At 52.8% G+C, this 12,767-nt stretch carries 10 protein-coding genes; 7 read left to right on the forward strand and 3 right to left on the reverse strand.

All coding sequences use genetic code 11. From position 1 onward, the window contains the following. Positions 1 to 55: 55 nt before the first annotated feature. A complete protein-coding gene (locus tag EG028_RS18150) occupies positions 56 to 838 on the reverse strand; it encodes an NIPSNAP family protein (RefSeq protein WP_120515753.1) in 783 nt (260 codons plus the stop codon). A 521-nt stretch (positions 839 to 1,359) separates the two neighbouring features. On the opposite strand from EG028_RS18150, the gene EG028_RS18155 reads away from it, so the two are divergent. The 7 genes from EG028_RS18155 to EG028_RS18185 all read left to right on the forward strand — a co-directional run bounded on the left by EG028_RS18155 (position 1,360) and on the right by EG028_RS18185 (position 11,457). Continuing rightward, positions 1,360 to 1,911, forward strand: coding sequence for a sigma-70 family RNA polymerase sigma factor (locus EG028_RS18155; protein WP_206614404.1), 552 nt, complete (start codon positions 1,360 to 1,362; stop codon positions 1,909 to 1,911). A 94-nt stretch (positions 1,912 to 2,005) separates the two neighbouring features. Beyond that, entirely contained in the window at positions 2,006 to 3,118 is a 1,113-nt protein-coding gene (locus EG028_RS18160) for a FecR family protein (protein ID WP_120515755.1), read from the forward strand. An 89-nt stretch (positions 3,119 to 3,207) separates the two neighbouring features. Beyond that, on the forward strand, positions 3,208 to 6,624 hold the full coding sequence (locus tag EG028_RS18165; RefSeq protein ID WP_120515756.1) for a SusC/RagA family TonB-linked outer membrane protein: 3,417 nt from the start codon (positions 3,208 to 3,210) through the stop codon (positions 6,622 to 6,624). Position 6,625: 1 nt separating this feature from the next. Beyond that, the gene (locus EG028_RS18170) at positions 6,626 to 8,107 is read left to right on the forward strand and encodes a RagB/SusD family nutrient uptake outer membrane protein (RefSeq protein ID WP_120515757.1); all 1,482 of its coding nucleotides are present in this window, start codon (positions 6,626 to 6,628) and stop codon (positions 8,105 to 8,107) included. 11 nt (positions 8,108 to 8,118) lie between these two features. Beyond that, complete coding sequence (locus tag EG028_RS18175) at positions 8,119 to 8,835, forward strand: DUF4843 domain-containing protein (protein ID WP_120515758.1); 717 nt, start codon at positions 8,119 to 8,121, stop codon at positions 8,833 to 8,835. 18 nt (positions 8,836 to 8,853) lie between these two features. Further along, on the forward strand, positions 8,854 to 10,350 hold the full coding sequence (locus tag EG028_RS18180) for a PKD-like family lipoprotein (RefSeq protein WP_120515759.1): 1,497 nt from the start codon (positions 8,854 to 8,856) through the stop codon (positions 10,348 to 10,350). 18 nt (positions 10,351 to 10,368) lie between these two features. Next, positions 10,369 to 11,457, forward strand: a complete 1,089-nt coding sequence (locus EG028_RS18185) for a TlpA disulfide reductase family protein (RefSeq protein WP_120515760.1) — start codon at positions 10,369 to 10,371, stop codon at positions 11,455 to 11,457. A 96-nt stretch (positions 11,458 to 11,553) separates the two neighbouring features. On the opposite strand, the gene EG028_RS18190 is transcribed toward EG028_RS18185, so the two are convergent. Continuing rightward, on the reverse strand, positions 11,554 to 11,766 hold the full coding sequence (locus tag EG028_RS18190) for a hypothetical protein (protein WP_120515761.1): 213 nt from the start codon (positions 11,764 to 11,766) through the stop codon (positions 11,554 to 11,556). A 75-nt stretch (positions 11,767 to 11,841) separates the two neighbouring features. After that, positions 11,842 to 12,738, reverse strand: coding sequence for a helix-turn-helix domain-containing protein (locus EG028_RS18195; RefSeq protein WP_120515762.1), 897 nt, complete (start codon positions 12,736 to 12,738; stop codon positions 11,842 to 11,844). Between the last annotated feature and the right edge of the window lie 29 nt (positions 12,739 to 12,767).

A 12,767-nucleotide genomic window follows, 5' to 3' on the forward strand; every position in this document is an offset into this window, starting at 1 on the left:
GGGCTGATAGCTCACCCGCTTCTTTGCGTAATAACCGGACCGGGAACTGCCGCCCCTATATTTGTGAATAGGCTGCCGGAACCAGGAAGGTGTTGATGATTTTAGAAATGGTATTTGCATATTGGGGATCCGCTAATAATTTTTTCCATTCGGGATCAGCCACGAAAGCAGACCATCCTTTGTTACGTTCTTCCATGCTGTTGCAGGTGATCATATAGGTAAGACAAGGCAGCTTGTCGCCGGCAATCACTTCGCCAAAGAATACCGGGTTTAATTTCGCGCGCTTAAAAATGGGGAACTCGCCTTCATTGAACATTTTAACTTTTCTTCTTACCGCATCTTCACTATAACCCTCATACGTTCTTAATTCAAATATGCGGGGTTCGCCCGAGGGGACGGCCATTGCGGGGAAACCATCAAAAGCAGTCATCAAAGAAGAGGTAAAACGGCTGTATACGGGTTTGTCAGCCGGGATGCTGTTATAGGCCGCGCTGTTTTTAATATAATCCGGGTCCGCTTTTACTTTTGTATTGACAGAAAGGTAGTTGTCGAGAGAAGAATAGGGCGTCAGCAGATAAAATTTAGCTGGTTCCGAGGGGTTCCATTCCCTGAAAACACCCACTGTTTTTACACCATATTTATTTAATGCGGGAATCAGCGCCGTCTTAAAATAATTTTCCAGTTGGCCCTGGTCGGAGCCGAAGCGCATTTCATATACACGCCATTCGTATACTTCCTTTTGTGTTGGATTCTTATCGCCCGCTATTGCGGGGTGGGTGGTTACAGCCAAACCTGCGGTAGCCGCAAGTGAAGATTTGAGGAATTTCCTGCGTTGCATATTGATTAGGTTTTAATGGTAAAGTAATAATTTAGATGTTGGGTACACAAAATATAAGACAACTTTTTGGGATTATATCCCGGGGGTATTACAAAGTCTGAGCTATCGCACCTTTTTTGACGGCGGCGGATTCATAGAAGCAATGCTGGTTTTTATTGAATAAAAGGGATTTGACGGAATTAAAGGGATTCGATGGAATTCACAGGGGGGCAGCACTGACATTTTTACTTAAAGAGAGGATCAAAATGGCAGTGGGTGGGGGTAAGTATGCTTTTGATACGCTTTTGATATGCTTTTGATACGCTTTTGATATGCTTCAGCTACGCCGCGGTTTAATACACTCTTGCGGCTACTAAACGGCGGCTGGCGAAAAACATTCGTCCGCCGAACGGCCGCCGGTCACCCCATTCTCTCACGCTGGCGGGCTTCGGGCTTTTTTAAAGGCAATGCAGGAAAATAAGTGAATAGTTGTATTTTGTGCAAGGAATCAACCATTTGTATAGAATCAATCAACCATTTCGGTGCTTGCTTTGGAGGATATTGAATTAATAAAAAGGATCGGAGAAGACGACCACCAGGCTTTTACAGCGCTGTACGACCGGTACTGGGACCGGCTGTACGCTTCCGCATATTTTCACCTGAAAGATGCAGCCGCAGCGGAGGAGCTGGTGCAGGACGTTTTCGTGACCATCTGGCAAAAACGCCGTGAGCTGGTCATCCAATCGCTGCAACCTTACCTTGCCGCCATGCTCCGTTATGCCATATACCGCCACCTTGATAGCAGCCGTCGCCGCCGTGAGCATCTCCGGAAAGTGGCGGATGCCGCTCCGCTTACCCAGGCCCCCGAGGAAATAGACGAAAAGCTCCTGCTCGAAATGGTCGGCAGGCTCAGCGACCAGTTACCCGAAAAATGCAGTCTTGTATTCCGCGCCAGCAAACTGCAGGACCGCGCCCTGGGTGAAGTAGCCCGGGAAATGGGTATTTCCCTCAAAACCGCCGAAGCGCATCTTTCCAAAGCCCTTAAATCGATACGGATCAGCCTGGGAAGGGCGTTGCACCTCTTTTTCTGGTAAGTGCAGTTGCCAAACCCCGCCGTCTTTTTACCTCAAAAAAATTTCGACCTCACTAAGGGTATCCTGTTTCGGGATGTCTCTTTAATCATAGCAGATGGATCAACAACGCATTAAAGAGCTGGCCGGGAAGTTCCTGGCAGGCACCGCCACCGAGGCGGAGCAGCAGGAACTACATGCCTGGTACGATAGCGCGGCTACTGCCGGCGAACTACCCGGCGAAGAAGAAACCGTGCGCAGGCGTATGCTGGCGCAAGTGCGGCGCCGTACACAACCGGCCTCCCAGGTTTGGCGGATGGCTGCCGCTGCCGCAGTGTTCGCGGCGATCGCTGCCGCGGCGTTGTTCCTGCTTCGGCAACCGCATGCTGACGCGCCCTCGGTTTCGTCCGGCTATGGTGCGGACGCGTTACCGGGAGGTGACAAGGCTACCCTCACACTGGCTGACGGCACTGTAATAGCGCTGGATACGGCGAAAAACGGTACGCTTGCTGCCCAGGGAGGGGCGCAGATAGCGAAGTCGGCCGGGATGCAGCTGGTGTATATAGAAGATGGTGCGCGGGAAGATGGACCGCCGGTATACAACACCATTACAACGCCGAAAGGCGGGCAATACCAGGTGCAATTGCCGGATGGCAGCCGCGTATGGCTCAATGCAGCCTCCTCGCTGCGTTTCCCCGCTTCATTCCATGGCGGCAACCGCCGGGTGGAATTACATGGGGAAGCTTACTTTGACATAAAAGGGGATGCCGCTCATCCTTTTATCGTAACCATTCCGGACATGGAAGTAACGGTACTGGGTACGGAGTTCAACGTTTCCGCGTACGAGCGTGGGAAACAGAAAACGGTACTGATAAAAGGGGCGGTAAAAGTGCAGGCGCCGCATAACACTGCCGTGCTGCGGCCGGGGCAATCGGCTGAATTGCAGGGTGGGAGCCGCCTGCAGGTGGCGGACGATCCATATGCGGAAGATGCCGCGGCATGGAAAGACGGCATGTTCATCTTTACGAACGAGCCGTTGGATGAAATTATGGCGCAGTTAAGCAGATGGTATAATATCGAATCAGACTACGAAAAAGAATCATTAAAAGGGAAAATATTTACGGGACAGATCTCCCGGGGGGAAAAATTATCAGAAGTACTTAAAATGCTGGAGATGACCGGTACCATTCATTTCCGGATCGAGAACGGAACCGTGACGGCAATGCCCTGAGCGGTCCGCATACACCAAAATCGGGACGCTGTTCCTTCGCTTTGCTTACGCAGTTGCTATTTGTAATGTTTTAAACGTACTGTATTAGTATGAGAAAAATCTACTATCTCAATTCGCCCCCCGGGGCGGGCAGGCGGCGCTATGTCCGTACTGTGCTGATCTCCCTGATGTTGATATTCGCTGCCGGGCAGGCGGGCGCACAGCAGGTAACCCTGACGGTGAAAGACATGCCACTGGCCGGATTTTTCCGGGAACTGCGCAAACAAACAGGGTATTCTTTTCTTTATAACAACGCCACCCTGAAAGACGCGCGCCCCGTAACCCTGCGGGTGAGCGGCGCCAGTCTCCGCGAAGTGCTGGACGCCGCGTTGAACGGGCAGCCGCTCACTTATTCCATCAGCAACAAAACCGTCATACTGAAAACGGCGCCGGTACGCAGGCCAGATCAGCCACTGGTATCCGCACAGGACCCCGTGGAAATAAAGGGCCGCCTCACCGACGAAAAAACAAAGGAACCCGTAGTTGGGGCCACAGTAATGGTAAAAGGTACGAGTACCGGCATGGTTTCCGGTCTCAAAGGCGAGTTTGCCATACGCATGCGCCCGGGCGACCAGCTGCAGGTCAGCTACATGGGTTATGAAACGGTACTCGTAACACCCAAAGCCGGCGAAACGCAGAACATCACACTGCGGGCTTCTCAGCAATCCATCAAAGATGTGGTGGTCACCGGGATGTTCAGCCGGCCCAAACAGAATTTTACCGGCGCCGCATCCTCATTCACCCGCGACGATCTCAACAAGGTGACCAACGGCAACGTACTGACCGCACTGAGCGCGCTCGATCCCTCGTTCCAGATGCCGGACAACCTGAACTTCGGCTCCAATCCCAATATGCTGCCGGAAGTGACGCTGCGCGGCGGCAACAGCCTGGTGGACATCGGAGGGGCGGGCAATACCAATACTTTTAATTACGCCAATTCGCCGAATGTTCCCCTCTTTATCCTCGATGGTTTTGAGGTGAACCTTCAGCGCATCAACGATATAGATCTCAACCGCATCGCCAAGGTGGACATTCTTAAAGATGCCGCGGCAACGTCCATCTACGGCTCACGCGCCGCGAACGGGGTGATCGTGATCGAGACCATCCGCCCTCAAAGCGGCAAACTCACCGTAACCTACAACGGCAACGTAAACGTGGAACTGCCGGACCTGCGCGGCTATGATCTGCTCAATGCCCGCGAGAAACTGGACCTGGAACTTAAAACCGGCGCATACAATTATTCCTGGAATACGGTGGATGAACAGTTGAAGCTGTACTATCAGCACCGCTTGTCCGAAGTGGAGCGGGGTGTGAATACAGACTGGCTCAGCCAGCCGCTGCGTGCAGCGTTCGGCCAGAAACATAACATCTATGTGGAAGGAGGGGGCAACGATGCGCTGTATGGGGTGAACCTTAGCTATGACCAGCGCGAAGGCGTCATGAAAGAGTCCGACCGCCGCAACATCATGGCGGGCACTTACCTGAGCTACCGCTACAAGAACCTCCAGTTCCGTAATGATCTCAACCTCGGTTTTAACAAATCGACCAATTCGCCCTACGGGCATTTCCGGCAATATACCCAGCTGAACCCTTACTGGACGCCATACGACACGGAAGGCAACATGAAGGTGTTCCTCGAAGAAGTGTACGGCCCCACAGGTAACCGCCTCACAAATTTCGACCAGTATGATAACCTGGATGGTCAGAAAGCCGGGCGGGCGGTGAACCCCTTATATAACACCAGCCTGAACCTGGTAGACCAGAAAACGTACTACAACATCACCAACAACTTCGCCCTGATCTGGCAGGCGAAGCCCTGGCTGCGCGTCAATGCACGGCTGGCGTATAGCCGTCAGAACGATGAGGCGGACAATTTTAAACCGGCGCAACACACTTCGTTCGTCAACACCCAGACCTTCGAAAAGGGCAGCTACTCCCGTTCCACCGGCTCCAGCACCACGCTGGAAGGTTTCCTGGGCGCGGATGTCAATAAATCCATCGGCCGCCACCTGTTCTTCGGCACGCTTGCCGCGAACGTCCAGGAACAGTCTTATAATTATGCTACCGTAAGGACGGTCGGGTTCCCGAACCCACGGATGGATGAATTCATCCTCGGCAGCAAATACGCGGAAGGGGACCGGCCTTTCGGGATGGAGAACCGCTCGCGCCTCGCGGGCTTTGTGGGCAACCTGAGCTATGCGTACGATAACCGCTACCTGCTGGACTTTTCTTACCGCGTGGACGGTTCCTCGCGTTTCGGCGCAGAACGCAGGTTTGCGCCTTTCTGGTCTACCGGCATCGGTTACAACCTGCATAAAGAGACTTTCATTCAAAACATCGCCTTCATCAATCGTCTGAAACTCCGTTATTCATTCGGTTATACCGGCTCACAGAATTTCGACAGTTACCTTGGCGTGACCACCAGCCAGTACTACCCGATGTCCGATTACCGGGGCGTGATAGGCACCGGCCTGATGGGGTACGGCAATACCGCGCTTGGCTGGCAGCAAACCCGCAAAAACAACCTGGGCGCGGATATCACGCTGTTCAACCGGCTTGATATCACGGCCAATTATTTTATCGAACGCACACAGGGCAGCATCGCGCGGATTTCCACCGCGCCGTCCACCGGCTTCTCGTATTATTACGAAAACATGGGCGATGTGCTCAACAAAGGCTGGGAAGTGAATGCGCGGCTGAATATCATCAACAGCCAGACGAACCGGGACAACTGGTCCGTCTTCGTCAACGCATTTCATGTCAAAAACTCCATCGAACGCATTTCCAACACGATTGCTCAGATGAACAAACGCGCCGATACAACGCTTTCATCCACACCGCTGCCACGTTACGCAGCCGGGCAATCCACTTCGGCGATCTGGGTAGTGCCCAGCCTGGGGATAGACCCGTCAACGGGCATGGAGATCTTTGTAACCCGCGACGGCAGGCTCACCAACACCTACAGCCCGCTGGACCAGGTGATCATGGGCGATTCACGGCCTGAAGTGGAAGGCACTTTCGGTACCAACGCGGAGATACGCGGGATCGGGCTGAATGTGTATTTCCGGTTCCGTTTTGGCGGACAAACCTACAACCAGACGCTGATAGACCGGGTGGAAAACGTAAATGCGGCTTATTATAACGTGGATCGTCGCGTGGCTGAAGAACGGTGGATGAAACCCGGAGATGTGGTCTTTTTCAAAGGCGTCATCAATGCCGGCGGTTTTGTAAACGGGCTCACGCGCGCATCCTCGCGTTTTGTGCAGGATGACAACGAGCTGAGCTGCGAAAGCCTTTCTATATACTACCGTTTCCCGGACCGGATGCTCAATAAGGCGCATTTGAAGAATACAAGGATCACTTTCTTTACAGCCGATCTTTTCCGTTTTTCCAGCGTGAAACGCGAAAGAGGCCTGGACTATCCTTTCTCCAAATCTTATACGCTGCAAATTCAAACTTCTTTCTGATATGAAACATTACCGCATACTGATATTGAGCGGGCTGCTGGCGGCCACGGCCCTGCTGGGCGCATGTTCGAAGTGGCTGGACGTATCGCCGAAAACACAGATGAAGGAAGACGAACAGTTCTCCAACCGCCAGGGTTTCATCGACGCATTATTCGGCGTATACCAGCGCACTGCCGCTGATTCGCTCTATGGCAACAACCTGTCTTTCGGCATGATCGACATTCTTGCCGGCCGATATGAAAACAAGGCAGGTACAGGTAACTGGTACGGCCAGCTTGCCCGGTACAACTATACTTTCAACGCTTCCGGCCTGAACGTGGAACGTGAGACCAGCGAAGTCTGGGCCACGGCTTATGCCGCCATCGCGCAGGCGAACTTTATCCTGCGCAATGTGGACGATAAAAAATCTATGCTCGGAGAGCAGACCTACCGGATCGTCAAGGGCGAATCGCTGGCGCTACGTGCCTTCCTGCATTTCGACCTGCTGCGGCTGTACGCGCCTGTACCCGGTGCGGCCAACAATGGTCAGCCCGCCATCCCTTATATGGATGCGTTTACCATCCAGCCGCGGGCCCGGCAGACGGTGGGTGAGATCGTAAGCCGGTGCGAACAGGAGTTGCTGGCGGCCGAGGAATTACTGTCGGTTCATACCGAGATCGACCAGATCGCCGGCAACCAGAATTCCGTTAACCCGGACCTGTTCCTGATGTTCCGGCAAAACCACCTGAATTACTGGGCCGTCAAGGCGCTGCTTGCGCGCCTCTATCTTTACAAAAGTGATAAGGTCAATGCGTTCAAATATGCGCAGGAAGTGATCAACAGCGGTAAGTTCCGCCTCATGACCAGCGCGGACCTTGCCAGTACGGACCCGGTGTCGGAAAATTCCGACCTGACCCTTACGCGGGAACATGTGTTCTCCATCTATGCCTCGCAGTTAAAACGCGTAGCAGACGATCTCTTTAAACAAAGCCCGAACACTAACAACGAAGACACCCGCGACCTGTACAATACACAAACGAAGATCAACACCCTGTATGAATCCTCGGTGCCGGGTTACAGTACAGACATCCGGCTGCCCATCCAGGCCAAATCGCTCTGGACCGTTGTAAATTCACTCGGTAACGTATATACGAAAAAGTACCATGCGGACAACCAGCGGAACGTGCGTCAGCGCCTTATCCCCGTCATCCGCCTGCCGGAAATGTATTACATCTCCGCGGAAGCGGCTCTTACGCCGGAAGAAGGGCTTGTTTTCCTCAATGCCGTGCGTACCGCGCGCAGCCTGCCAGAACTGGCCACCGCGGCGAACCTGGAGGCAGAGATCATGAAAGAGTACCGCAAGGAGTTTTATGCCGAAGGGCAACTCTGGTATTATTTCAAGCGGAAAAATACCACCACCATCCCCGATGGCGTGGGAAACCCGATGACAGCAACGAAATACATTTTCCCATTGCCGCTGGATGAGATCCAGTTCGGTAAATAAATAAGTGAATCATGAAACTACATCATATAGCGATATTGTTCGCGCTGCTGGGCCTCGCGGCCTGCAGCCAGGACGAGCGGCTCGTGTACCAGGAAGATCCGAGGGTTTATTTCTCGAAATTCAGCACGAACCCGGACAGTACGGACTATTCCTTTGCAGTGAAAGATGCCAGCCTCCTGCAGGACACCGTTTGGCTCACTATGCGCGTCATGGGCTCCGCGGCCGTAAAAGACCGGGAGATCAGGCTTAGGGTGTCAGACACTTCGAAAGCGCGGGAAGGGTATCACTTCAATTTCGGCCCGCTGGTAATGCCGGCAAACGCATTCGAAGCGCGGCTTCCCGTCATTCTTTACCGCAAGCCCGGCCTGAGAGACAGCGTGCTGACCATCGACCTGGCCGTGGAAGAATCGAAGGACTTCAAACCGGGATACAACGACCGGCCCACCACTTCCAGCCCGATAGACCGGCTGCATTATAAGATCAGCGTAACCGACCAGCTGCTGAAACCCGCCCGTTGGGACGTGAGCCTGGCCGCCAGCTTCGGGACATATTCCCAGGTAAAGTTCCGCTTCATGATCCTGGAAACGGGCAAAACAAACTGGAACGAAACCATTTTCCCCGGGGACATGCAATTCCTCATCCAGACCGTGAAATACGCGCTGTACAAATATGAAGAAACCAACGGCCCCCTGCTGGATGAAAATGGCGTGCGCGTCGTATTTCCCTAACCGCTTAAATGCAATGCAATGAAAATTCAGATATTATCCTTGCTCGCGGTCGTAGCCCTGGCAGGATGTTATAAAGACAAAGGCAATTATGATTACCGGCCGGTAAATGAGATCGTGGTAGAAAACGGCAAAGGGCCGGAGGCGCTGAGCGTATCATTCAACGACAGCCTGAAGCTCTCGCCATCCTTTACCCAAACGATGCCGGGCCACGATACCAGCCTGGCTTTCGAGTGGACGGTGTTTGACAACAGCCCGGCCAGCTCGTACACCTTGCCGAGGAGTGTCGTGTCCACAGACCGTAACCTGGCTATCAGGATCACCAGTCCTGTTTTCACGCTTGGGCAGAATTACCGCCTGGGTTATAAGGTAAGCGATAAACGCACAGGGCTTGCCGGGTATCATTTTTACGACCTCACGATCGTCAACAAATACGCACGGGGCTGGATGTTCATGGAACAGTTCGGCAATAACGGCGACTTCTCCATGATCCTTCCCGACGGCACAGCGGAGTACCGGGTATATTCCGCCATCAATACGAACTACCCGATGGGGCGGCCGGTGAAGCTGGAGATCACGCCGTTCCAGGTGACGGACGATCTTTCGCCTTCTTCCCGGAAGATCTACCTGCTGTGGGAAAACGGCGCCGCGGAACTGGACTACCAGACGCTGCAACGGAAATTCGACTATGGTTACCTCTTTTATCTCGCGCCCGAAGTGGTGAAACCAGCGGTACACACCTGGATGAGCACCAGCACCGGGGCCACGCTTTCGGCTTCGCTTGGCGTGGCTATCAACGACGGGAAAGTACATGCTAATCTTGTCGGTGGTTTCCCGGGTTCCAAAAAATGGGGCGGTGTATTACTAGAGCCCGAAGGAACGCCGAATTACAGCGTTGCGCCTTTTGTGGCGGGCGGCACCACATACACGGCCCTGGTGCACGACAATACGGGCAAACGTTTCCTTTCGGTGACCACCACCGGGTTGCTAAGGCTGCCTACCCAGGCGAGTACTGAGTTTGATATGAATAACACCGGTATGGAACTGGTGTATATGGATTCCGCGAACGTACCTCGTTATCACAACGCGGTGATGAAAGATGCAGGCGGCGTACCGTACCTGTTGCAGTTCAAGGCGATCGTGGCCACGGGAGAATCGCCGGTGCTCACTCTCGGCAAAATGCAGATGAACGCACCCGGCATCCTGCAAATGAGCGCGGCCGCGGGCTCTACCACAACGCCTCACCTGTATTATGCGGCCGGCAACAAGATCCAGCGGTTCGAGACCACCTCCAATACGACTGCGGAGCAATATGTTTTCCCGCAGCAGGAACAGGTTGTGCGCATGAAGTTCAAACGCGAGCCCACGGGCATATCACAACTTGCGGTTGCCACCTGGAATGGCGCCGAAGGGCATGTATATTTTTTCAACGTCTCCAATCTCGGCGATCTGACACTGACGGCTCCGTCCTACGGCGGTTTCGGCAGGATCGTGGACATGGGATACAAAGTACCTTAAACTGTTAAACCTGGAAATATGAAAAAAACACTTATCCTGATAGGCTGCCTCGCGGCGGGCATGCCTATGCTGAAAGCCCAGTCTGGTTACAACCTGAAAGGACGCGTAGCCGGCATTCATGACCGTAAGATCTACCTGAGCTGGTCTGAAGGAAAAACCAACAAAATAGATTCCGTGGTGAGCAAGGATGGTTCCTTTGCTTTCAACGGCAACCTGAAAGGGCCTACACTGCATTTTTTGCGGGTAGAAGGCATTCGCAACGGTTTCAGCTTCATGGCTGAAAACAAACCACTGATCTTTACCGCCGACAGCACGCTTGCAAATCCCGTACTGACCGGGTCCGCTTCGCAGCCGCAGTGGGAAGAATGGAACAAGTCCTGGAGCGCGGTCACGAAAAAAGCGGGCGGGCTGTACCAGCGCATTGATTCCGCTACAAAGGCGAAAGATACCGTGGCGCTCAATCTCGCGCGCAAGGGTTTCGAAGATCTCGACCTTGAACTGGATTCGGCCGTCACCCAATTTGTGCGGCGCCATCCTGCTTCGCCGGTATCGCCGCTGATCATCATCCACCGCTATATCGACTACCCGAACCCCGCCAGGGCAGAGCGCCTGTACGGCATGCTTGCGCCCGGGGCGAAAAGCTCCGTATATGGAAAGGAGATAACGGAATACCAGCGCATCGCCGCTAAAACCGGCATTGGCGCCCGGCCGGAATTTACGCTGACCGACACCAGCGGTAAGCCCGTTCAACTCTCATCCTATAAAGGCAAATATGTATTGGTGGACTTTTGGGCCAGCTGGTGCGGACCCTGCCGGAAAGAGAACCCTAATGTGGTAAAGGCCTATCAGCAATATCACGAAAAAGGTTTTGAAATAATTGGTATTACGCTTGATACCAAGAAGGATGCCTGGATGGCAGCCATCGCCAAAGACGGCCTCACCTGGACGCATGTGGGTGATCTTGAGGGGTGGAAGAGCCCTATCGTGACTGAATACGGGATCCGCGCCGTACCTACAAATTTCCTGCTGGACCCTTCGGGCAAAGTGATTGCCAAAGACCTGCGCGAGAAAGCGCTCCAGGATAGACTGGCGGCAATCTTCAAATAAAAACCAACCATTAATATCCGGAACCAGGGCTGGCAAAAAGGCCAGTCCTGGGTTTTCGTCAGTGTTTTATGGTAAGAATTTGTTTATAAGCCCCGCTTAACCTTCCATTACCCGGCATTGGAAACCACTTTCATTCACCAGCGTCATTATTTTTCCGGGCAGGAAATCATCTCCTTCCACCCGCAATACCTTGTCACAGTCTTCCAGGTCAAAGTTGATCTTAACGTCCGGGAAATTCCTGCGCAACAAGGCCAGGATTTCCTTTGCAGCCGCTGCCCGTTTGACGTTTGTTACAAAGACTTCTACCATCCGGCAAAATTTAATTTTAGCGTTTCCGTTGTTTTGCACCAGCAACGTGGTGCGGATTTCTGATGGTTTCTCTTTTTATGCTGTTAACAAGCTGATACCGGTTAAATCCGCTTTCCCGTTTTTCAGGAATTCGTAAGTCATCCGGTCTGCCTGGCAGTCTATAAACCGGATCCCTTTTAAACTTTTGTTTTTAAAGAAAGTGTTGGTAAGCGTCAAATTCTGGAATGTCACCCTGGTGAATGTGCAGTTTTCAAAATAACAGTCCTCCATGGTGCCATCGAAAACGACATCGGAAATATCCGTGGCATTAAAAGAAGTACGGTTCAGCACTGCGTTTGTTATTGTGTTTTTCTGGAAGGAAGAGGACCTGAGCGTCATCCCTGTAAGATCCGCGCCGGAGAAATTGCAGCCTTTGATATGACTTCCTGTAAACTCTGCGTCTTCCAGTGAACAGTCATGAAACAGATTATTCACCAGGTGGGAATGCTGAAAATGGCTGCTGCTGATGTTGGAGCCGGAGAAATCGCAGCTGTCGACATTATTGCCTTTTAAAAGAAGCCCCGACATGTCTGAGCCGGCAAACTTGCAACGCTGCATATTGGAAGCGCTGAATTTTTCATGCAGATTTTTCAGCCCGGAAAAGTCCGCGTCCACCCAGTTTCCGCGTGACATATCCCAGGTAAGTTTTTTCTCCTGTTTTCCGGAAGGCAATTCCACGGGCTGTTTTGCCAAAGGTTCGGCGGGTGCCGCCGTGGGGCCTTCAGAGGGGAAACTTTCCGAAAAATAGTTAAGATCAACTCCCAGGATCTCCGCGAGGCGGTTAATAGTAGTAATGTCCGGGCTTGATTCCCCGCGTTCCCATTTTCCTACTGCTTGTGCGCTAATGAACAGGCGTTGAGCAAGTTGCGCTTGAGAAATATTTATTTTCTTTCTTGCGGCGGCAATTTTGTTGCCAATCATCCTAGTTTCCATAAATGCTTTTTTTTTTCTGTTTTTTTGAC

It is taken from the genome of Chitinophaga barathri (assembly GCF_003807585.1).
Classification (GTDB): domain Bacteria; phylum Bacteroidota; class Bacteroidia; order Chitinophagales; family Chitinophagaceae; genus Chitinophaga; species Chitinophaga barathri.

What these genes read in the sequence shown, in the direction of transcription:
- EG028_RS18150 (WP_120515753.1), bottom strand. Translation starts at nt 838, where the DNA reads ATGCAACGCAGGAAATTCCTCAAATCTTCACTTGCGGCTACCGCAGGT.
- EG028_RS18160 (WP_120515755.1), top strand. Translation starts at nt 2,006, where the DNA reads ATGGATCAACAACGCATTAAAGAGCTGGCCGGGAAGTTCCTGGCAGGC.
- EG028_RS18165 (WP_120515756.1), top strand. Translation starts at nt 3,208, where the DNA reads ATGAGAAAAATCTACTATCTCAATTCGCCCCCCGGGGCGGGCAGGCGG.
- EG028_RS18170 (WP_120515757.1), top strand. Translation starts at nt 6,626, where the DNA reads ATGAAACATTACCGCATACTGATATTGAGCGGGCTGCTGGCGGCCACG.
- EG028_RS18175 (WP_120515758.1), top strand. Translation starts at nt 8,119, where the DNA reads ATGAAACTACATCATATAGCGATATTGTTCGCGCTGCTGGGCCTCGCG.
- EG028_RS18180 (WP_120515759.1), top strand. Translation starts at nt 8,854, where the DNA reads ATGAAAATTCAGATATTATCCTTGCTCGCGGTCGTAGCCCTGGCAGGA.
- EG028_RS18185 (WP_120515760.1), top strand. Translation starts at nt 10,369, where the DNA reads ATGAAAAAAACACTTATCCTGATAGGCTGCCTCGCGGCGGGCATGCCT.
- EG028_RS18190 (WP_120515761.1), bottom strand. Translation starts at nt 11,766, where the DNA reads ATGGTAGAAGTCTTTGTAACAAACGTCAAACGGGCAGCGGCTGCAAAG.
- EG028_RS18195 (WP_120515762.1), bottom strand. Translation starts at nt 12,738, where the DNA reads ATGGAAACTAGGATGATTGGCAACAAAATTGCCGCCGCAAGAAAGAAA.